Source organism: Sphaerochaeta pleomorpha str. Grapes (genome assembly GCF_000236685.1).
In the GTDB taxonomy this organism is placed as follows: domain Bacteria; phylum Spirochaetota; class Spirochaetia; order Sphaerochaetales; family Sphaerochaetaceae; genus Sphaerochaeta; species Sphaerochaeta pleomorpha.
The window spans coordinates 2,311,802-2,333,213 of record NC_016633.1 but is presented as its reverse complement, the minus strand read 5'-3'; the positions used below and the strand labels follow the sequence as shown (position 1 = coordinate 2,333,213).

The window sequence follows — 21,412 nt, the reverse complement described above, 5'->3', positions numbered from 1 at the left end:
AAGGGCCAATCCCCTTTCAATAGCCTAGTCAACAGGCTTAATCTCAACGGTGCAACTTGCAGCCTCGAGCTTTTCCTTGAGGGAAGCAGCGTCAGCCTTACTTACACTTTCCTTGATCACTTTGTCGCCGGCTTCAACCAACTCTTTGGCTTCTTTCAAGCCAAGACCGGTGATAGCGCGAACTTCCTTAATAGCTGCAATCTTTTTGGTAGGATCACAAGCCTTGAGGATGACGTTGAATTCGGTGGGCTCTTCAACAACGGCAGCAGCCTCAACAGGACCAGCGGCAACAGCGGCAGCAGCAGCTGTAACACCAAACTTCGCCTCCATCATTTTGATCAAATCAGCGACTTCCATGACGGACATTTGAGCGATAGATTCCAAAATTTCTTCTTTAGTAGCCATATTATCTTCTCCTTATATAAAGATATTATCAGCACAGTCATAGCAGGTTACGAGTGAAGACTAGGACTGTGTTTAATTTTCTTCTGCGGGGGCGGCAGCTTCAACTGCACCACCGTTCTTTTCAATAAATGCAAGCATGGTTGCTGCAAGCTTCTGCACGGGAGCCTTCATGGTTCCCATCAAGGAAGCAATCAATTCCAACTTGGTAGGAAGCTTACTGAAAGCCTCTACTTCGGTAGGATTCAAAAACTTTCCATCAATCAATGCACCCTTGATCTGAATCGGGGAACCATCCTTGGAAGCCTGGAACAAATCCTTGGCGACCAAATTGGCTGCATCACCTTTGACCAAAGCAATTGCAGTAGGTCCTACAAGCTGGTCATCGGCTTCGCTATCAAGCTGCCTAAGGGCAATTTTAGCAAAACGATTCTTGACTACACGGTAAGCAGCGTCCTTTTTAAGGAGGTTTCTGCGCAAAGTCGTAATCTGCTCAACAGTCATTCCACGGTAATCGGTGAAGATATACCCTGAGTACTGGGTGAATTCATCCTTAAGAGCCTTTACTGCTTCTTCCTTGGCGGGTGTAATATGAGTCTTATAATCCATGGTGTACTTCTCCTATTATACCGAAGCCAGCATATCTTTCACTGAAACCATGATACCAGGACCCATGGTTGAGGAAAGTGCTACGCTTACGATAAAGTCAGCTTTTGCATCAGCAGGCTTTTTGCGGATGATTTCCTTGACTACTGCCACGGCATTCTCTGAAACCTTGGCTGCATCCATGGAAACTTTACCTATGGGAAGGTGAACGACGTTAGTCTTGTCAGAGCGGAACTCTACACGACCCTTTGTCAATTCGGCGAGTGCTCCCTTCAGGTCAAAAGTAACTGTCTGGGTCTTGGGGTTCGGCATCAAACCTTTACGTCCAAGAATCGGACCCAATCGACCTACGTCCTTCATCATATCAGGGGTAGCAACGGCGACATCAAAGTCGAGCCAGCCACCACGGATTTTTTCGATGAGGTCATCATCACCAACAAAGGCTGCACCATTATCTCGGGCTTCCTGAGCTTTCTCACCCTTGGCGAATACGAGTACGCGCTTCAAGGCAGAGAACTGGTTGGGAAGAACTACAGTGTCACGGACACTCTGGCTTTTCTTGAGGGAGAGCTTTACAGAGAGTTCGACGGTTTCGTCAAACTTTGCAAAGGCAACTTCCTTAACAAGGGCAGCCGCTTCATTGAAGCTGTAGGACTTCTCACGGTCAATCTTTTTAATACAATCGCGATAATTCTTTCCGTGTTTCATCTTATTGCTCCACCTCTACGCCCATGCTGCGGGCTGTGCCGGCAATGATTTTCTTGGCAGCTTCAATGTCATTTGCATTGAGATCTTCCAATTTGATCGTTGCTATTTCGGTAAGCTGAGCCTGAGTAATCTTGCCAGCCTTGGTTTTGTTGGGAGTGCCGCTTGCGGTCTTAATGCCCAAAGCCTTTTTGATCAAGACTGAGGCAGGGGGAGTCTTCAAAATAAATGTGAAGCTCTTGTCCGCATAAACGGTGATGATTACTGGTAAAATAAGTCCTGGTTCATAACTTTTTGTCTTCTCGTTGAACTCTTGGACAAACTTAGGGGCACTAACACCATGAGGGCCAAGTGCGGGACCAATAGGTGGTGCCGGCGTAGCCTTCTGTGCAGGACACTGCAACTTAACTACTGCAGTTACCTTTTTCTTTGCCATGTTTCTCTCCTTAGACGCGAGGACCCTGCCTGAGATGGCTGATATTCCGGGTTCGCGCTGGTTATAACGCCTGTCATACGATCAGGCTCCCACCTCATTTCTGAGGGAGTAATGCACGTACAAAATGAGACGAAATGTAAAAAAACAAACTACAACCTAACATGCTTCATCACATACAACGTTAGATAATTTTTTCTACCTGAAGAAAATCAACTTCAACCGGAGTGGAACGTCCGAAAATCCCAACGCTCACTCTCATGCGCGCCTTTTCGAGATTCACTTCCTCAATAACACCGGTAAAGGAATCGAAGGGGCCTTCAATAATACGAACTTGTTCCCCGACGGAGAAAGTCTGTTTTGGTTTGAAAACCTTTTCAGCAGGCAAATCGCCCGTTTTCTGAAAAATACCCTTTACTTCATAAGAAGAAAGAGCTTGTGGCATAATGCCGTCCGTGGGAGTTACAAAACCTGTAACGCCCTGAATTCTCTTAATCTGCGAACACCAGGTTTTCCAACTGTTTTCCGGCAGGTCGAGTTCGACAAGAATATAGCCAGGGAGGATCTTCCGCTTTACATCGCGTTTGACTCCATCCTTGACCTCAACTACCGTTTCGAACGGAACTTTAACATCGGTACAAACCATACTGAAATCTGTATCGGTCTCGCGCATCTTATTAATGATGCGTTCAATTTTCTGTTCGTAACCGGAATATGTGTGTACTACGTACCAGCCCTTTGCCATGACACCATCCTAGAAAATCAATAATATACCTTTAAGAAGGATAAAGTCAACCAGCCAAAGAAAAACGGCCACAAGAGCGGTAGAAACCAATACGACCTTAGTGGAAGAGATTACAGACTCACGGGAAGGCCAGACAACCTTTTTCAGTTCTAGACGCGATTCCTTGATATACTTGACAAGTTTCTTCATGTAAAGTCTCCTTTGGAAAAAAAATCAAGAAGCAGACAGGCCAGGAAGGACTCGAACCCTCAACATCCGGTTTTGGAGACCAGCGCTCTACCATTGGAGCTACTGGCCTATTTGCTTCTCGATAAAAACAGTCCTTGCGGACTTATTTAATCTTTGTTTCGCGATGCAACGTGTGTTTTCGTTCGAACGGACAAAATTTCATCAGTTCAAGCTTACCTTGCGTGTTGCGGCGGTTTTTCTCTGTAGTATAGTTCTTCTGCTTACATTCGGTACACTGCAGAGCAATCTTCTCTACTGGACCTTTCTTTTTTGCTTCACCCATTACATGCTCCCCGATGAGTAATCACCGTATCTTCATTCGCTAAGCGACGTAGAAAAAAAAAGAGCCCTCGAACGGATTTGAACCGTTGACCCCCACCTTACCATGGTGGTGCTCTACCGACTGAGCTACAAGGGCAATTGCAAAAATACATCAAACAAGCCTCAGCCAGTTCCCTGTAACATGCAGAAGCAAACTTACCAGAGCCTGACTTTTTTGTCAATATATGTTGGGTATTTTCTTAGTATTACTTCAACTTATTGCCCATACCCATCCTATCGTATATAGTTTTAAGTGCTTAAATAACCTTTCTTTGAGGAGCCAGTCATGCAGAATGAATTAAGAACCAGGTTTGGACATACGGCTGAAAGCATTGCCCAGGACTTCGCGGAACACTTAAAATATAGCGAAGATGCTGATGTTTATCATACTACCCAAGAAGGTAGATATACTGCACTGGCACTTACCATACGGGATAGAATCATCCACCAATGGGACAAGAGCAGAAAAACCCAGCGTGCAAACAATGTCAAAAGGGTATACTACCTTTCCCTGGAATTCCTCATGGGCAGGGCAACAAGTAACAATATCATTAACCTAGGCCTTGAAAAGCAAGTAAGGGAAGCTCTTGCAGGTCTTGGCTATACACTGGAAGAACTTGCCGATGTGGAACCGGATGCAGGACTTGGAAACGGAGGACTCGGAAGGCTTGCCGCCTGTTTCCTCGATTCCATGGCAACGCTCGAAATTCCAGCCTACGGGTATGGTATCCGTTATAATTACGGAATCTTCCGACAAAAAATAAATAATGGATGGCAAGTCGAACAACCGGACAACTGGCTAAGGGATGGCAACCCCTGGGAAATTCACCGACCTGATGTTGTATATCCTGTACAGTTTGGTGGCGAAGTACAGGTCATACACGAAAACGGGAGAGACAATTTCAAATGGGTCGGCTCTGAATTGGTTAACGGTGTAGCCTATGATACCCCCATAATCGGGTATGGATGTAAAACAGTAAACACACTCAGGCTCTGGTCAGCAAAAAGTCCGGAAGAATTCAATTTCCATGAATTCAATGATGGTGACTACACGGAATCCGTGCGTTCCAAAATAAACGCAGAGACACTCAGCCAAGTACTCTATCCAAACGATACCCTCTATATGGGTAAAGAACTCAGGCTCAAACAACAGTATTTCTTTGTAGCTTGTTCACTTGCAGATATTGTTCGCAGGTTCAAACGGCAGAATCTTTCCTGGCAGCATTTCCCTGATTTCGCGGCTATCCAGCTGAATGACACGCACCCTTCCCTCGCAGTACCGGAAATGATGAGAATCCTTCTCGATCAGGAGAATATAGGCTGGGACGAAGCCTGGGACATTACCCATCAGATGATGGGATATACGAACCATACGTTGATGCCGGAAGCCTTGGAAAAATGGTCGTTGCCTATGATGCAGAAAATACTTCCCCGGCATATGCAGATAATCTTTGAGATTAACCATAGATTCCTTCAGTCCGCGGTGTCATTTTTTCCCCTCCAGCCGGAAATGCTTGGCAAGGTCAGTATCATAGAAGAGGCCAACCCCAAACAGATACGGATGGCTAATCTTGCAATAGTCGGGAGCCACAGTACAAACGGAGTTGCTGAACTGCATTCGGAACTACTTAAAACATCGATGTTCCCGCAATTCAACATAATTTATCCCAACCAGTTCAACAATAAAACAAATGGTATTACCCAAAGACGTTGGCTATTGGATGCAAACCCTGCCTTGGCTGCAAAAATCAGTGAAGCTATCGGGGACGGATGGATTACCGACTATAGCCAGATTTCCCGCTTGGCTCCCTTTGCAAAGGATTCTGCTTTTCTCGAAGACTTTGCCAAAATAAAAAGGCAATGCAAAATAGAAGCAGCTTCTTTTCTCAAAAAAGACAGTGGGCTCTATATCAATCCGGACACTATGTTTGATGTCCAGGTAAAGCGCATCCATGAATATAAAAGACAATTTTTGAATGCCTTGAATATTATCCTTATTTACACAGACATTAAAAACGGGGGCGAGGCTACCAAGAACATGGCTCCGATGACCTTCCTCTTCGGAGGGAAGGCAGCCCCAGGCTATGTGAATGCGAAACTGATTATCAAGTTCATCAACAACCTTGCAAAGGTTATCAATGCAGACACCCAAGTCAACAAGCTTCTTTCTGTCCAGTTTATGCCAAACTACCGTGTGACCATGGCAGAGAAAATCATTCCAGCCACCAATCTGTCCGAACAGATTTCCACAGCAGGAACAGAAGCCTCAGGAACAGGGAACATGAAATTCATGTGTAACGGCGCTTTGACCATCGGGACGATGGATGGAGCAAATATCGAGATTGCCCAGGAAGCAGGTAAGGAGAACCTGTTCATATTCGGCCATACAGAGGAAGAAATATCCGGCCTCAAAAATACGTACAATCCCTACGCCTGGATAATGAAGGATCCAGAAATCAAGAAGGCAGTAGACTTGTTCCTCAGCGGATATTTCAATGTGAATGAACCGGGAATCTTTGACCCGCTCAGAAAGAGCCTCTTTGATAATGGCGACAAATATTTCCATTTTGCAGACCTCCGCATGTATGCAGACACCCATAAGCGGGCAAGAGACCTCTATGCGGGAGAAAAAGACGATTGGAATCGCAAGGCAATCCTCAATATTGCTGCAAGCGGAAAGTTCTCGAGTGACAGAACCATCAGCGAATATGCAAATGATATCTGGCATGTCAAACCTTGTCCCGTCCAAAAAGACCTGGAAAATGAGAATGCCCTGGCGGATGCAGCAAAAAGAAAATAGAACAGTACGTACAGAGTAAAGGCCTCCCTTGGCAGGGAGACCTTTTTTATGACCGATCTCTTAACTCGTTGACATACATTTATCATATTTTTGTATACTTTGACGTTTATTCGTCAACAGTTGGGATTTCAACCCATTGTAAAATATAAATTTAAGAATAATTTAAAAATTAGCGAGGGAAACTGACATTTTTCTACCAAACAAAGGGTAAAGACTGATATATTTCTAGCATGCAAAAGTTTTGGGATCGTGTTATCACCTTATTAGATTCTCCCTCTGTAGTTGAACTATCAAAAAGCCTTGGGGTCAACCGAAGCACCCTATCCAGCTGGATTCATAACGATAGACGCCCTCCGATGCTTATTGCAATGAAAATATCGGAATTGACAGGGGTCAGCCTCAGCAAGCTCGAAAACGGGTTTGACTGGGATTACAGCGACGAGGACGATGAAGAGGAGGAGGATGAGGTTGCAGAAGAAACCTCACCTTTGCTCGCCTTTGTTTTGAAAAACATAAAAACCCTGGATACAGAACAGCTCGAATTTGTCAGGACTGTCGTTGAATATCTAAAGAACCACCCCTCGACAACCCCGCAGCGATAGAATTCCTACCAGAGGCCAAGCCCATGGAGGGTTGAGCTCAAAACAGGTGAAACCAAGGAAAAAAGAGGAGCCAGGACCATGGCTGGAAGAAAATTTCCAGTCTTGAATTTCTTGATATCCAATAATCCAAACCCGATCATAAGAAGCAACACCCCACCAACTGCAGAGAGCTCATTGATGCCACTCTCTTTGAGAATGGGGGAAATAACCCCTCCGGCCAGGGTAAAAAAACCTTGGTAGACAAGGACAACCAAAGCACTTGCAATAACACCGGGTCCGAAGGCGGCACTGAGGATTATTGCCATGCAGCCATCCATGATCGATTTGACCATCAGCAACCGGTAATCTCCGACAGTTCCGGCCTGAATAGAACCCACCACAGCCATTGCCCCTGAGCAAAACAAAACCGAAGCATTGAGAAATCCCAAGGCAAAATTTGACGAGGATGTATCGGTATGCTTGCCTTTTCCCCACTTTTTCTCTGCAAAAGAACCAAAAGAGAGAATCCCTTCCTCAATTCGAAGTGCATACCCAATAAAACCTCCAAGGACAATGGAAAAAAGCAGAATAAGGTATGACCCTGTTTTCAAGGCCATCGAAAAGCCTATTACCAGGGTTACCAAGCCAGAGGATGCAAAGACAACCTCTTGGTAGGCCGGTTTTATACGGTTTCTAAGCATCAATCCCAGCAGGGACCCGATAATAACTGTCAGACAATTGAAATAGGTGGCAAACATAATGGATAGGAGTATAATACCAAAAACCCAAGGATTCAAGGAACGTTTATGCAAAACATACTGCTAGCGGCAGGTCTGGCCTCTCGAAGCAAAGGGGAAAAACTATTTCTTCCCTGGAGGGGGGAAACAGTCTTGCAACATGCCGTAAGAGCCTCGCTTGAAGCAGAGCTGGATACTATTGTGGTTACAGGATTCAAAAGAACCGAGGTTGAACGACTCCTTGGTGTTTTTGCAGATAGTAATCTTGAGCTTGTATTCAACCCTGATTTTGCATTTGGCCAGGGATCTTCGACTATTTGCGGGGCAAAGCACCTTAAAGAAGGAGAGGATTTTTTCATTTCCCTCGCCGATATGCCATTGATCAATGCAGCACATTATACAGGGCTTTTGGGGAAAATAGGGGAAGCAGCTGCCCTTCGACCTGTTTTCAAAGGAAAGCCAGGTCATCCGGTTTTACTAAAATCAGGGCTCAAAGAGGTTATCCTTTCACAAAACCCCGATTTCAGGATGAAAGACATGCTCTCTGCCTATACAGTAAAAACCTGTATCGTTGACGATGAAGCATACGTGAGCGACATCGATACGATACAGGCTTACAGGGTACTCTTGCTGAAAGATTCCAAAACCAATCACCCTTTCAAGGCAACTACCTCATCACCTTGAACCGTCAACCTGATAGTCGAGGATGATGCGAATTCACCTGAGAGCAATTGGACTGAGAGAGGATTCTCGACCAACCGCTGGATAGCCCGTTTTATGGGCCTTGCCCCGAAATCGATATCAAATCCCTTCTTGTAAATATCTTCGACCACCTCCTGTCCCCAGGTAAGCGTATAGCCTCGTTTCAACAACCGTGAGGCAAGTTGACCCAGTTGCAGTACGATGATCTTTCGAATCTGTTCCTCCCCGAGGCTTTCAAAAACGATGATTTCATCAAGCCTGTTGATAAACTCTGGCTTGAACGAAGCATGGATAATCGCAAGGACGGCGGAAGAACCTTCCTGATGGCTTTTCGCCTGCAACAATTGCTGGCTCCCCAGATTGCTAGTTAAAATGATAACCGTGTTCGAAAAATCGACTATTCTCCCCTGTCCATCGGTCAACCTCCCATCATCCAACAACTGTAACAGAATATTGAAAACATCGGGATGCGCCTTTTCTATTTCATCAAATAGAATAACCGAGTAAGGACGTCTACGGACCACTTCAGTCAATTGACCTCCCTGGTCATACCCTACATATCCAGGAGGGGCACCTATCAGCCGGCTTACGGAAAACTTCTCCATATATTCGCTCATATCGATACGGGTCAGTGCTTTTTCATCGTCGAAAAGAAACTCTGCGAGGACTTTCGCGAGCAAGGTTTTTCCAACTCCTGTGGGTCCTGCAAAGAGAAAGGTCCCAAGAGGGCGGTGCTCGTCCCCGATACCTGCTTTATTACGACGAATGGCATCGGATACTGCCTTAATCGCATGGTCCTGCCCAATTACCTGTTTAGCAAGGATTTCTTCGAGATGCAGATATTTCTGAACCTCGCTGCCTTTCATCTTGGCAACGGGAATGCCAGTCCAATTACTTACAATCCTGGCAATATCATCCTCTGATACTTCTTCCCGGAGAAGTTGCCGCCCATTAGTCTGTACTGCAGCTAGATTCTCGCTCTGCCTCTGAATCTCTCGCATCAGTTCAGGGATTGACCCATGTTTAATCTGGGCAGCCTGAGCAAGGTTGCCATCACGTTCGGCACGCTGTTCTTCGCCTTTAAGTTTCTCAAGCAGGGCCTTGTTTTCCCTGAGTTTTGCAATGGCATCGCGTTCAGTTCCCCATTGAAGATGCATGGCATCACGTTTGGTTCCAAGATCACTCAGCTCTTGCCTGATCTTTTCAAGTCTTGCCAAACTTCCTGTATCGGTTTCTCTTCCCAGCGCCTGCTGCTCGATATTCAACTGGAGAATTTTCCGTTCAATCTGATCAAGTTCGACTGGTTGGCTTTCAATTTCCATCTTCAGTTGACTTGCCGCCTCGTCTACCAAATCGATTGCCTTGTCCGGCAGGAACCTGTTGGTAATGTACCGGTCACTGAAAGTAGCAGCCGCAATCAGTGCCTCATCCTTTATCCGGACCCCATGGTGAACCTCATAGCGCTCTTTCAGGCCACGGAGAATAGCAATCGTATCCTCTACCGAGGGTTCTTTCGTATACACAGGTTGAAAACGCCGCTCAAGGGCCTTGTCAGGTTCAATATACTTGCGGTACTCATCAAGGGTTGTAGCCCCGATTGCATGCAACTCACCCCTTGCCAGTGCCGGTTTAATCAAGTTCGAGGCATCGGTAGACCCCTCGCTTGCGCCAGCTCCTACAATAGTATGCAATTCATCAATAAACAGGATAACTTGCCCTGCCCTGCTTGAAACTTCTTTGATTACCGCTTTAAGGCGTTCTTCAAATTCCCCCCTGAATTTGGCTCCGGCTACAAGCGAGCCCACATCCAAAGATAAAATCCTCTTGTCTTTCAAGGATTCCGGGACATCGCCACTACCGATTCTCAGTGCAAGGCCTTCAACGATTGCTGTTTTTCCAACACCCGGCTCACCGATTAAAACAGGATTATTTTTGGTTTTTCTTGATAATACCTGCATAATCCTGCGAATTTCCTCATCTCTTCCAATAACTGGATCAAGTTTTCCCTGCCTGGCAAGGGCAGTGATATCCTTGCAATACTTTTCAAGGGATTGATATCTGCTTTCAGGATCCTCGGTATTGATGGTCTGATTCCCTCTGATTGTCTGCAAAGCCTGCATAACACCATCCTTGGTAATCCCAAGGTTCAACAAGGCTTTGCCTGCAGTAGACCCATCCTCCAGAATCGCCAGTAAAACATGTTCGGCACTGAGATACTCATCCTTGAAATCTGCAGCGATTTTATCGGCTGCGTACAGTTCATTGCCGAGTTGCCCAGAAATTGAACGCTGGGCAGTTGCCCCGTATGCCTTTGGGAGACGTTCAACAAGTTCCTGGATCTTAGAGTGAACCTGCTTAGAAGGAATTCCCAGTTTATCGAACAAAGGGGAAAGCAACCCTTCCTTCTGGGAAAGCAGGGAAAGGAGCAAATGCTCAGTTGTTATTTCCGCATTGCCATGTTCATTGGCAAGCGCATCTGCATCTTGAATTGCCTGACGCAGCTTAATTGTCATTTTGTCTAAATTCATTGATAATCCTCACTTAGTGTAGATATGAGGCAACGGAGCCTAAAAAGGCCCCTCACTTGTACAGTAGATAATATAGTAATAATTTTTTATGGAGGCTAGATTGACCTGGGAATAACCAGATTTCCATTCGGATTGGTCTTAAAAAACTCCAGGTAGTTGTTTATAAGTTCCTTGGAAAGAACCATATCGAAGGTATCGAGAAAAGCCACCTGAAAGCAACAGGATTCAAGCAAAAGCAATATATGGTCTGCGACTTTGTTGATATCACAAGAAATTATATCACCTTCCTTGACCCCAGCCCGTAACAAACGTTTGAAAAGGATAGTAAGTTTGGCGGTTCTCCTGAGAACAATCGCATTGAAATCACGCCCTTCTTTTTTCATCTGGAGCATGACATCCACAAGAGAAGTCAGTTCCCCTTCATGGGCAGAGGCAGTATCCATTATATCGTTACAAATCATATTGATACGGTCTATGAAATTTTCAGGTGTATCCCAGGCAAAGCGGGCAAATTTGGAAAACATGCGACCAGTTACAAGCTTGACAGCATAATAATAGATTTCTTCCTTATCCTTAAAATACTGATAAATGGTTGGTCGTGAAATTCCGCACTCCTGGGCAATAAGGGAAAGGTTTGAATCTCTGTAACCTTCTCGGGCAAATACCTTCAAAGCGGTTTGCAGAATTTTTTCCTTTCGTTCCTCATGGTCTATTTTTTTAGGCATGCTATAGAATCTCCCTCCCTAAGCATAGAAACACTATTGTACCGCTACAATATATCATTATACTGTAAAAAACACTACATTTGGAGAGAGGTTTTCATAATGGTTTTGCTTTCAATCCTCATTGTTCTTCTTTTTCCGGTTACCATTGCAACAGTAAGGACTCTCATTCTTCAAAATACTGACAAAAAAAGAATTGTCGGCACTAGAATTGAAGAGAACAAAGAGGCAATCACAAAATTGCAGGCGGCAATTACCTTCAAGACTGTCAGCAATCTTGATACAAACCTTGTTGACTGGAACGAATTTGAACGTTTTCATGAATATTTGAAGCAAGCTTTCCCACTCGCTACACAAACACTCCAGATTCCTTCCGATTCACCCCACAACTTGATTTACTGTCTACCTGGCACCAACGTGGAGGCAGAACCGGCACTTCTCACAGCTCATCAGGATGTTGTTTCCGCTCAGCCTTCGCAGTGGAAGCATGATCCTTTCAAAGGAGACGAGGCAGAGGGTTTTATCTGGGGACGAGGAAGTTTTGATTGCAAACTCCAATTGATTGCAATTCTCCAAGCCTTTGAAGAAATGGTATCTTCTGGAATAAAACCACAGAGGACGTGGTATGCGGCCTTTGGTTGTGACGAAGAAGTAAATGGGGGAGAAGCCGGGGCAACGCTCATAGCACGTCAATTCGAGCGAATGGGACTGACCTTCTCACTTATTATGGACGAGGGGGGAGCTGTAGCTGAGCGTTATATCGGTGGGATCAACCGCCCGATAGCCGTCGTCGGTGTCGCAGAAAAGGGCTATCTCGACGCAGAGCTTTCCTGCTGTCAGGAAGCAGGGCACTCTTCGACCCCCACATTCCCGACCGCACTAGGGAAAATCTCAGAGGCACTTGTCAAAATCGAAAGGACAAAACACAAAGCAACATTCACTCAGCCTGTAATAAAAATGCTGGAAAACATAGGTAAAGAAGCCCCATTCCCCTTTGCTTTCCTGTTTCTAAACCTTTGGCTGACAAAACCCATATTGAAAGCCACTTTTGCCAAAAACCCTACGCTTAACGCAATAATACGGACAACAAGCGTACCCACGGTCATACAGGCTAGTGATAAAAACAATGTCATAGCATTGCAGGCAACCGCTGTAGTCAATTCCAGGCTGTTATCTTCAGATGACGAAAAGAGCACAGTGAAATGGATACAGGATACAGTCAAGGACAAGAATATCACAGTAAAGGTAATGCGATACGATAAGCCTTCCAAAGAATCCCCTGTCGAGGGGAAAGCATATGAGGCTGTGAAGGTATCGATCAAAAAATGCTTCCCTGATGCAATTGTCTCATCCTATTTGATGCTCGGGGCAACCGATGCAAGGAAATACCAGAATCTCGCGAAGTATATTTACCGCTTTACCCCGGCCCAGATGGATAAGTCAGAAATTTCCCGAATGCATGGACCTGATGAACGGATGAGCAAGGAAAATATTTCCGCCGCTGTTTCATTTTTCAAAGTACTTATGAAAAACTGGTAATAGCATCGAACAGGAAACGTGAGAATGCAAATTAACATAAGAAAAGCCGCTTGCTGGGCAGCGACCTGTGTGTAAAACAACCTGCAGACCCATCAGAGAAACTGCTATGGTAATCACTAGTGACTTCTCTGTACGATCAAGGTGTACCGTTCCCCCATGTATGCACAAAGTGCCCTGCAGTTTCGCAGGGCACCTTGCTGTACAAGATTAGGTTGCCTTCATCAGAACACCCAATCCTATTGGGTATTCTTGATTTTAACTTCAATTTTCTTTGGTTTGGCAACTTCCTGTTTAGGCATGGTCACTCGCAGAACACCATCGACAAATTCACCCTCCACAAGGTTCTCGTTGACATCCTCTGGAAGACTGAAAGAACGTTCGAAACTCTGGAAACAACGTTCCCTTACCAAAGTCTTTTTACCTTCCTTTTCTTCTGTACAGGTTTCCTTCGTAGAACTCAGGCGGAGTACATGCTTCTCTACATTTACTTTCACATCTTCCTGTTTATATCCAGGAAGTTCCGCCTCAAGAATATACGAATCATCATTTTCGGTAATATCTACTGGGGGAATCCTTGAATTGGAAATACCCCAATCCCCGAAAAAATCATTAAACAAAGAATTAAAACTTGAAACGATTGGATAGTTGGGGTCTTTTTTCACAAGATATTTCATACTAACACCTCCATTTGATAATTTTGCTTTATGCCAAATAGCCTTTCGGCTCTACACCTATAGGTATGCAGAAGGTGTGCCAATTTTCAGAATTTATGCAACCATATTTTTTATTTTATTATATTGCAATATCTTACAATATTTTCATACAACAACCAGTATTGGCGCATGTTAAAAACATAGTCGTGAAACGAAAAAAAACGAGTCAAGCACCCCCCTTGTTTTAACCGCCAGATTGTTTTGTTGGGTTATTTTGACTCGATTGTCCCTAATACTGCCAAGATTGTGGTCAAAAATACCCAAAAAAAAATAAGGGAAGAGTGACCTTCCCCTATCCGACATTTGCCTTGAAAACCCTAAGCCTCAAGGAAATCGCTCATCGTTGCAACCATGACAGCCTTTATTGTATGCATCCTGTTTTCCGCTTCATCAAACACTACTGAATGTTCGCTTCTGAATACCTCATCGGTAACCTCAAGTTCTTTCAGTCCATATTGTTCATGAATCTGCTTGGCGACAGTAGTATTGAGGTCGTGGAACGAGGGCAGACAATGTTCAAACAAAACTTTTCCATTACCGGAGGCCTTGAGAAGATCCATGGTTACCTGATAATCCTTGAGCAAAGCTATTCTCTTTTCCGTCTGGTCTTCCTCACCCATTGATACCCAGATATCCGTATAGATGATATCGGCACCTTTAACAGCTTCATACGGATCTGTAGTGACTGATATCGTACTGCCGTTTTCTTTGGCTATCGGAAGCAGTGTGGCTAGGAGTTCCCCAGAAGGAGAAAGTTCCTCGGGAGTCCCCACGCTGTAATCCATACCGACTTTCGCGGCACCTATCATCAGGGCATTGGAAACATTGTTCCTACCATCCCCTATGTAGGCCATTTTCATTTCATGCAGAGGTTTTCCTGTATGTTCCATGGCAGTAAGGAAATCTGCAAGGACCTGGGTAGGATGATCATCATCTGTAAGTCCATTCCATACGGGAACACCACTATATGTTGCAATGTCCTGCACAAGCTGCATGGAAAATCCACGGTATTCTATACCGTCATACATTCTTCCCAAGACCTTCGCAGTATCTTCGATCGATTCCTTTTTCCCCATCTGGCTATTGGTCAGAAAGGTAACATGTGCACCTTCGTCAAAAGCTGCCACTTCAAAAGAACAACGGGTACGCGTCGAGGTTTTGTCAAAAATAAGAACGATGTTTTTACCATCGAGCAATTTTCCATCGACCTTTTTCGAATGTCCAAGTTTGTTTTTCTTGGCTTTCAATTCCATTGAAAGGTCGAGCAGATACAAAATCTCCTCGCGAGAGTAATCCTTGAGGGTAAGAAAACTTCGGCCCTTGAGACTTACTTGTGGTTCCATATGTTCCTCCGTGATGCATAAGTGTTTTATACTTTAAATAAATATGCATTAATTGTCAAGTTTTTTGCAATTTTATGCATATAATACAATTTTTTTGTATATAGATTCAAAAAAAACCTCCCTGAGAAAAAATCCCAGAGAGGCAGACAGTATATGAGAAGTCACAGTTATTTGGATACAAGAACAACTTCACCATTGGGATAGTGTGAGGCTACATAGTCACGTACCTTCTGTCCACGAAGGGCCTGCACCAAAGCTACGATCCGTTCGTCATTCTGGTTGCCTTCTTTGACCGCCACTACATTTACGTACGGGCTATCAGCACCCTCTACGAACAAACCGTCACGGGTTGCAATCAATCCAGCAGGAATGGCATAGTTACCGTTGATGATTGCCCCATCCACATCCTGGAGTACCCGGGGAAGGGAAGCAGGTTCAATCTCATGGAACTTCAAACCCTTGGGATTCTTGGCGATATCCAGAGGAGTAGCTTCAAGACCTGCATTAGCATCAAGGGTCAGCAACCCAGCACTCTGCAATAACAAAAGGGCACGCCCCTCGTTGGTGGGGTCGTTAGGTATTGCAATTGTCGCACCGTTTGGAAGATCCGCAACACTTTTATACTCGTTTGAGTAAAGTGCGAAGGGTTCCACATGGATACCACCGGCATTTGCAAGATGATAACCGCGTTCTCTGTTGAATGATTCCAAGTAAGGAACATGCTGGAAGAAATTTGCATCGAGCTCACCTGACTCCAATGCCTCATTGGGAGTTACATAGTCGGTAAATTCTTTGACCTTGAGGGTAATACCCTGCGCAGCAAGGTCTTCTACAACCAAACTGAGGAATGCGGCATGGGGTTCCGGAGTCGCCCCGACAGTCAGAACTTTAGCAGAAGACTGTTCCTTTGCACCAGCTGCAAAAGCAACGGTGATCGAAACAAGAAGAACTAAAACAATAGCTGAAACTTTTTTCATAATATATCTCCTTCATAGATATTTTTTGTGTTACTCATCCGAAAAACAAAGAAGTCTAACGTTTCGACATGAGCCTTGCACTGATTTTGTTTCCTATCACCTGGATAATCTCTACAAGGACCAGGATGACAACAACGGAAACAAACATAACATCGCCCCGGAACCTTTGGTACCCATACCGTATCGCAAGGTCACCTAATCCGCCTCCACCTATGGCACCAGCCATAGCCGAGTATCCGATCAGGTTTATAATTGTCAGGGTAATACCACTGACAAGCGAAGGCATGGCCTCGGGGAGCAAGACTTTCCGTACAATCTGCCAATTGGTAGATCCCATAGCACGGGCGGCCTGAACGACCCCCGGATCCACCTCCTTCAATGCAGACTCGATTACTCTTGCTACAAATGGTGCTGCCGCGATAGACAGCGGGACGATAGTAGCGGCAGTGCCGATACTGGTTCCAATCAACAACCGGGAAAGGGGAAAAAGCAAAATCATAAGGATGATAAAAGGAAATGACCGAAGGACATTTACAATCCTTCCGAGAATATTATTAAGAACGGGATGGGGAATAATCCCACCTTGTTGTTCCTCGCAGGTAATAGAGAGCAAAATTCCAAGTGGCAGGCCCAGAAGCAACGAAAAAAGCGTAGAAAACAAAACCATGTTGAGGGTTTGCAGAGTCGATTGTCCTACAAGAATCCATAATTTACTCATTGCTGATCCTCCTCAACGACAACATCCTGTGCACGTAACGCTTCAATGGCTTTTTGCTTGACTGTGTCATCTCCACTGATATCAACCACCATTGTCCCTATTTCAAGGTCTCCGACTTTCTGTACCCCACCGGCCCTAATATTGAATTCCACACCAAGGTCTCTGGAAATCCTGCTAAGCACAGGCTGATCGGTTGAACCACCACGGAATCGAAGGGTATAAGCGCCTCTCTTCTTTGACCAATGGACCAATCTATCTTGCTCCACCGCTTCAGCTTCATCCACGCCTACAAGATGAGTCAGAAAGTCTTTGGTTACGTCACTCGAAGGATGTGCAAAAATATCGGTTACCTTACCTTGTTCGACAACTTCGCCATCGTTTATCACGGCAACTCTTTCACAAGCATCCCTGACAACTTCCATCTGGTGGGTAATCATTACAACAGTCAAAGCCATTTTCTTCTGTATTTCTTTAATCAAGGCTAAAATTGAATGGGTGGTCTGTGGGTCAAGGGCACTTGTTGCTTCATCGCAAAACAGAATATCAGGCTTGCAGGCTAGTGCCCTTGCAATGGCGACCCTCTGCTTCTGGCCCCCACTAAGGGTACTTATCGGAGCATTCTCTTTTCCTTCAAGGGAAACCAGGGCCATAAGTTCTTTTACCCGGAGGTCTATCTCCGGCTTGCTCATTCCATTGATTTCCATCGGATAGGCTACGTTCTCTGCAGCATTCCTGGATGAGAAAAGATTAAAATTCTGAAAGATCATCCCGATACGACGTCTGCGCTTTATCAATTCATCCTTGCTAAGGTTATCGACTCGAACTTCATCATAATAGACTTCCCCTTCATCAGGGAATTCCAATAGACTTACCAGTCTGACCAGTGTCGATTTTCCTGCACCGCTTCGACCTATGATTCCAAATACTGTATTGGAAGGAATTACAAGGCTCACACCGTCAACAGCATGCAGATCGCCATAAGCTTTTTTCAAGTTTTTCAATATAATCTGCATAATTATTCCTTTTCCAAATTAATTGTACTCATCATAGTAAAAACGAAATACTTGGACAAGGGCAGAAGGAGAAAATACAGCCAATGCATCCAATCCTCTCGACTTTTAACCGATGCCCTCCATGCAAACTGCCCAGAAACGACAAAAGCGCACCGAAGTGCGCTCCTGCAATATATGAACCTCACCCCACAGGGGGGAAAAGGGCAAAAAAAAGGCCCGGCGGCTACCTACTCTCCCACGGGCGAACCGCAGTACCATCGGCGTGAGAGTGCTTGACTTCCGTGTTCGGGATGGGAACGGGTATAACCACTCTGCTATGGCCACCGGGCCGGCCAACGCCTGGTAGCCTGAGCGGGGGGCTCGGGCGACCGGCCTTGGCGGTCCGAAAGGGACAAGGGACATATGCCGGGGGCGCAAACGCGCCCGGCAAAAGGGCAAAGAAAAGGCCCGGCGGCTACCTACTCTCCCACGGACGAACCGTAGTACCATCGGCGTGAGAGTGCTTGACTTCCGTGTTCGGGATGGGAACGGGTATATCCACTCTGCTATGGCCACCGGGCCGGCCAACGCCTGGTAGCCTGAGCATGGAGCTCGGGCGACCGGCCTTGGCGGTCCCGCGGGGGACTGGAACGATGATATGGTCAAGCCTCACGGATGATTAGTACCGGTCGGCTGAACGCATTGCTGCGCTTACACCTCCGGCCTATCGAACAGGTCATCTCCCTGTTTCCTTCAGCCCGCATCGAGTGCGGGGGGGATGTCTCATCTTGGGGAGGGCTTCCCGCTTAGATGCTTTCAGCGGTTATCCCTTCCGAACGTGGCTACCCAGCGGATGCCGTTGGCACGACAACTGGTACACCAGAGGTTCGTCCACTTCGGTCCTCTCGTACTAAAAGCAGAACCCCTCAGACATCCAACGCCCATGGCAGATAGGGACCGAACTGTCTCACGACGTTCTGAACCCAGCTCGCGTACCGCTTTAATTGGCGAACAGCCAAACCCTTGGGACCTGCTCCAGCCCCAGGATGCGATGAGCCGACATCGAGGTGCCAAACCTTGCCGTCGATATGAACTCTTGGGCAAGATCAGCCTGTTATCCCCGGAGTACCTTTTATCCGTTAAGTGACGGCGCTTCCACGCGCTACCGCCAGATCACTAAGACCTACTTTCGTACCTGCTCGGCTTGTTTGCCTCGCAGTCAAGCCACCTTGTGCCTTTACACTTGCCGGATGATTCCCAACCATCCTAAGGTGACCGTCGCGCGCCTCCGTTACTCTTTGGGAGGCGACCGCCCCAGTCAAACTTCCCGCCTGGCACTGTCCCCGGCCCGGATTACGGGTCGGGTTAGAAAATTGGAAAGGGAAGGGTGGTATTTCACCAGCGGCTCCGCACAGCCTGACGGCCATGCCTCGCGGCCTCCCACCTATCCTACACATCCCTGTCCAAGTCTCCATGCCAAGTTGAAGTAAAGGTTCACGGGGTCTTTCCGTCTAACCACGGGTACCAGGCATCTTCACCTGGACTTCAATTTCACCGGATTTCGCGTTGAGACAGCGCCCATATCGTTACACCATTCGTGCGGGTCGGAACTTACCCGACAAGGAATTTCGCTACCTTAGGACCGTTATAGTTACGGCCGCCGTTTACTGGGGCTTGGATTCGCTGCTTCGATCGCTCTGACAACTCCTCTTGACCTTCCAGCACCGGGCAGGTGTCAGTCCATATACTTCCCATTGCTGGTTCGCATGGACCTGTGTTTTTGGTAAACAGTCGCATGGGCCGTTTCACTGCAACCCCCTTACGGGGGCCATACTTATCCCGAAGTTACGTATGCATTTTGCCGAGTTCCTTAACGCGAATTCTTCCGTGCGCCTGCGCATTCTCAGCTCGCCCACCTGTGTCGGTTTATAGTACGGGCCCCCAGAGCCTAACCTTAGGGACTGTTTCTCGGCACGACGACTACGCGCACTTCGGCCTGCCTAGACAGGCCTCGCTCACGGCTCGCCTCGGCACCCGGATTTGCCTGGGTGCCTCGACGGCTCGCCGCTTCGACAGGGACTACCGTCGCCCTGCTGCGTTTCGCCCTATGCGTCGTCCCAATCGGAACTCTGGGAGGTGCTGGGATGTTGACCAGCTTCCCATCGACTACGGCTCTCGCCCTCGCCTTAGGGGCCGACTAACCCTTGGGTAGATTACCTTTACCCTGGAAACCTTAGGCTTTCGGCGGACGGGGATCTCACCCGTCTTTTCGTTACTCATGCCTGCATTCTCACTTCCGTCCCGTCCACGGGGGCTTCCGCCCCCGCTTCTTCCGTACACGGAATGCTCTCCTACCGACAGCATCTAGTGCTGTCCCGCGGCTTCGGTGGCGTGCTTAGCCCCGTTACATTATCGGCGCATGACTACTCGACCAGTGAGCTATTACGCACTCTTTGAAGGGGTTGCTGCTTCTGAGCCAACCTCCTGGCTGTCTGTGCAATCATACTTCCTTTCCCACTTGGCACGCCTTTGGGACCTTAGCCGGCGGTCTGGGCTGTTTCCCTCTTGACGACGGCCCTTATCAGTCGCCGTCTGACTGCTGCATATTGTATCGCGGTATTCGGAGTTTGGTTAAGCTCGGTACCCAGTGACGGGCCCTCACCTATCCAGTGCTCTACCTCCGCGACAGTCCCTGCAACGCTAGCCCTAAAGCTATTTCGGAGAGTACCAGCTATTTCCAAGTTTGTTTAGTCTTTCGCTCCGAGCCACAGCTCATCCCAACCCTTTTCAGCGGATTTAGGTTCGGCCCTCCACAGGATTTCACTCCTGCTTCAGCCTGGCCATGGCTAGATCACTTGGCTTCGGGTCTACCGCACGCGACTGAACGCCCTGTTCAGACTCGGTTTCCCTGCGGCTCCGGGACTCCTATCCCTTAACCTTGCCGCATACGGTAACTCGCAGGCTCATTCTACAAAAGGCACGCCATCACCCTTCCGGGCTTTGACCGCTTGTAGGTCCACGGTTTCAGGTTCTCTTTCACTCCCCTCCCGGGGTCCTTTTCACCTTTCCCTCACGGTACTATGCGCTATCGGTAGCTGCCGAGTATTTAGCCTTGGAGGGTGGTCCCCCCAGATTCCGGCAGGATTTCTCGTGTCCCGCCGTACTCAGGTTGCGCGGCCATGCAGCCGGAGGCGTTTCGCGTACGGGGCTTTCACCCGCTCTGGCCGGCCTTCCCAGGACCGTTCCGCTACGCTTCCGGTTTCTTACTGCACGGGGCAAAGCCCCCGCCGCACCCCTACAACCCCGCGCACCCGAAGGCACGCGGTTTGGGCTCCTCCCCGTTCGCTCGCCGCTACTGGGGGAATCTCGTTTGATTTCTACTCCCGCTGGTACTTAGATGGTTCACTCCCCAGCGTATACCGCGGACACGCTATTTTGTTCACGTGCCCGCGAATGTCATCAGGACATTCGGGTTACCCCATTCGGAAATCCGCGGATCAAAGGGTATTGGCCCCTCCCCGCGGCTTATCGCAGCTTATCGCGTCCTTCCTCGCCTGGCAGCTCCTAGGCATCCTCCGTGGACCCTAATTTCACTTGACCATATCATTCTTCCAATCCCT

The 21,412-nt window shown here is 47.1% G+C and carries 19 protein-coding genes, 2 tRNA genes and 3 rRNA genes; 4 read left to right on the top strand and 20 right to left on the bottom strand.

Going from position 1 to position 21,412, the window contains the following annotated elements; all coding sequences use genetic code 11:
- Positions 1-24: 24 nt before the first annotated feature.
- From rplL to SPIGRAPES_RS10560, 9 genes are all read right to left on the bottom strand, one after another.
- A complete protein-coding gene (gene rplL / locus SPIGRAPES_RS10600) occupies positions 25-405 on the bottom strand; it encodes a 50S ribosomal protein L7/L12 (RefSeq protein WP_014270744.1) in 381 nt (126 codons plus the stop codon).
- 72 nt (positions 406-477) lie between these two features.
- The gene (gene rplJ, locus SPIGRAPES_RS10595; protein ID WP_014270743.1) at positions 478-1,011 is read right to left on the bottom strand and encodes a 50S ribosomal protein L10; all 534 of its coding nucleotides are present in this window, start codon (positions 1,009-1,011) and stop codon (positions 478-480) included.
- Between the two features lie 15 nt (positions 1,012-1,026).
- On the bottom strand, positions 1,027-1,716 hold the full coding sequence (gene rplA, locus SPIGRAPES_RS10590; RefSeq protein WP_014270742.1) for a 50S ribosomal protein L1: 690 nt from the start codon (positions 1,714-1,716) through the stop codon (positions 1,027-1,029).
- Between the two features lies 1 nt (position 1,717).
- Positions 1,718-2,149 carry a 50S ribosomal protein L11 gene (rplK, locus tag SPIGRAPES_RS10585; RefSeq protein WP_014270741.1) on the bottom strand — a complete coding sequence of 144 codons (432 nt, stop codon included), beginning with the start codon at positions 2,147-2,149 and terminating at the stop codon, positions 1,718-1,720.
- A gap of 181 nt (positions 2,150-2,330) precedes the next feature.
- Positions 2,331-2,891: a transcription termination/antitermination protein NusG gene (nusG, locus tag SPIGRAPES_RS10580; protein ID WP_014270740.1), complete on the bottom strand. Its 561-nt coding sequence runs from the start codon at positions 2,889-2,891 to the stop codon at positions 2,331-2,333.
- A gap of 9 nt (positions 2,892-2,900) precedes the next feature.
- Positions 2,901-3,080: a preprotein translocase subunit SecE gene (gene secE / locus SPIGRAPES_RS10575; protein ID WP_014270739.1), complete on the bottom strand. Its 180-nt coding sequence runs from the start codon at positions 3,078-3,080 to the stop codon at positions 2,901-2,903.
- A gap of 36 nt (positions 3,081-3,116) precedes the next feature.
- Positions 3,117-3,189, bottom strand: a tRNA-Trp gene (locus SPIGRAPES_RS10570).
- A gap of 33 nt (positions 3,190-3,222) precedes the next feature.
- Positions 3,223-3,402: a 50S ribosomal protein L33 gene (gene rpmG / locus SPIGRAPES_RS10565; RefSeq protein ID WP_014270738.1), complete on the bottom strand. Its 180-nt coding sequence runs from the start codon at positions 3,400-3,402 to the stop codon at positions 3,223-3,225.
- A 62-nt stretch (positions 3,403-3,464) separates the two neighbouring features.
- Positions 3,465-3,537 (bottom strand) — tRNA-Thr (locus SPIGRAPES_RS10560).
- 189 nt (positions 3,538-3,726) lie between these two features.
- Here SPIGRAPES_RS10560 and SPIGRAPES_RS10555 point away from each other — a divergent pair.
- Together SPIGRAPES_RS10555 and SPIGRAPES_RS10550 are read left to right on the top strand one after the other, a co-directional pair.
- Entirely contained in the window at positions 3,727-6,240 is a 2,514-nt protein-coding gene (locus SPIGRAPES_RS10555) for a glycogen/starch/alpha-glucan phosphorylase (protein WP_014270737.1), read from the top strand.
- A gap of 230 nt (positions 6,241-6,470) precedes the next feature.
- Entirely contained in the window at positions 6,471-6,842 is a 372-nt protein-coding gene (locus SPIGRAPES_RS10550) for a helix-turn-helix domain-containing protein (RefSeq protein ID WP_014270736.1), read from the top strand.
- Positions 6,843-6,847: 5 nt separating this feature from the next.
- Here the strand turns inward: SPIGRAPES_RS10550 and SPIGRAPES_RS10545 are convergent, their stop codons facing one another.
- Positions 6,848-7,579, bottom strand: a complete 732-nt coding sequence (locus SPIGRAPES_RS10545) for a DUF554 domain-containing protein (RefSeq protein ID WP_014270735.1) — start codon at positions 7,577-7,579, stop codon at positions 6,848-6,850.
- Between the two features lie 48 nt (positions 7,580-7,627).
- Between SPIGRAPES_RS10545 and SPIGRAPES_RS10540 the strand changes: the two genes are divergently transcribed.
- Entirely contained in the window at positions 7,628-8,242 is a 615-nt protein-coding gene (locus tag SPIGRAPES_RS10540) for a nucleotidyltransferase family protein (protein WP_014270734.1), read from the top strand.
- Here SPIGRAPES_RS10540 and clpB read toward each other — a convergent pair.
- On the bottom strand, positions 8,209-10,788 hold the full coding sequence (gene clpB / locus SPIGRAPES_RS10535; RefSeq protein ID WP_014270733.1) for an ATP-dependent chaperone ClpB: 2,580 nt from the start codon (positions 10,786-10,788) through the stop codon (positions 8,209-8,211). The genes SPIGRAPES_RS10540 and clpB overlap by 34 nt on opposite strands.
- 95 nt (positions 10,789-10,883) lie before the next feature.
- Positions 10,884-11,513 carry a TetR/AcrR family transcriptional regulator gene (locus tag SPIGRAPES_RS10530; protein WP_014270732.1) on the bottom strand — a complete coding sequence of 210 codons (630 nt, stop codon included), beginning with the start codon at positions 11,511-11,513 and terminating at the stop codon, positions 10,884-10,886.
- Between the two features lie 99 nt (positions 11,514-11,612).
- Between SPIGRAPES_RS10530 and SPIGRAPES_RS10525 the strand changes: the two genes are divergently transcribed.
- On the top strand, positions 11,613-13,049 hold the full coding sequence (locus SPIGRAPES_RS10525) for a M20/M25/M40 family metallo-hydrolase (protein WP_014270731.1): 1,437 nt from the start codon (positions 11,613-11,615) through the stop codon (positions 13,047-13,049).
- 236 nt (positions 13,050-13,285) lie between these two features.
- Here the strand turns inward: SPIGRAPES_RS10525 and SPIGRAPES_RS10520 are convergent, their stop codons facing one another.
- The 8 genes from SPIGRAPES_RS10520 to SPIGRAPES_RS10485 form a co-directional block, all read right to left on the bottom strand.
- Positions 13,286-13,723: an Hsp20/alpha crystallin family protein gene (locus SPIGRAPES_RS10520; protein WP_014270730.1), complete on the bottom strand. Its 438-nt coding sequence runs from the start codon at positions 13,721-13,723 to the stop codon at positions 13,286-13,288.
- 356 nt (positions 13,724-14,079) lie between these two features.
- Positions 14,080-15,105, bottom strand: coding sequence for an ornithine carbamoyltransferase (argF, locus tag SPIGRAPES_RS10515; RefSeq protein WP_014270729.1), 1,026 nt, complete (start codon positions 15,103-15,105; stop codon positions 14,080-14,082).
- Positions 15,106-15,272: 167 nt separating this feature from the next.
- Positions 15,273-16,082, bottom strand: coding sequence for a MetQ/NlpA family ABC transporter substrate-binding protein (locus SPIGRAPES_RS10510; protein ID WP_014270728.1), 810 nt, complete (start codon positions 16,080-16,082; stop codon positions 15,273-15,275).
- Between the two features lie 55 nt (positions 16,083-16,137).
- Positions 16,138-16,800, bottom strand: coding sequence for a methionine ABC transporter permease (locus SPIGRAPES_RS10505; RefSeq protein ID WP_014270727.1), 663 nt, complete (start codon positions 16,798-16,800; stop codon positions 16,138-16,140).
- Positions 16,797-17,813, bottom strand: a complete 1,017-nt coding sequence (locus SPIGRAPES_RS10500; RefSeq protein ID WP_014270726.1) for a methionine ABC transporter ATP-binding protein — start codon at positions 17,811-17,813, stop codon at positions 16,797-16,799. The genes SPIGRAPES_RS10505 and SPIGRAPES_RS10500 overlap by 4 nt, the downstream gene beginning before the upstream one ends.
- Positions 17,814-18,027: 214 nt before the next feature.
- Positions 18,028-18,141, bottom strand: a 5S ribosomal RNA gene (gene rrf, locus SPIGRAPES_RS10495).
- Between the two features lie 117 nt (positions 18,142-18,258).
- Positions 18,259-18,372, bottom strand: a 5S ribosomal RNA gene (gene rrf / locus SPIGRAPES_RS10490).
- 78 nt (positions 18,373-18,450) lie between these two features.
- Positions 18,451-21,392, bottom strand: a 23S ribosomal RNA gene (locus tag SPIGRAPES_RS10485).
- Between the last annotated feature and the right edge of the window lie 20 nt (positions 21,393-21,412).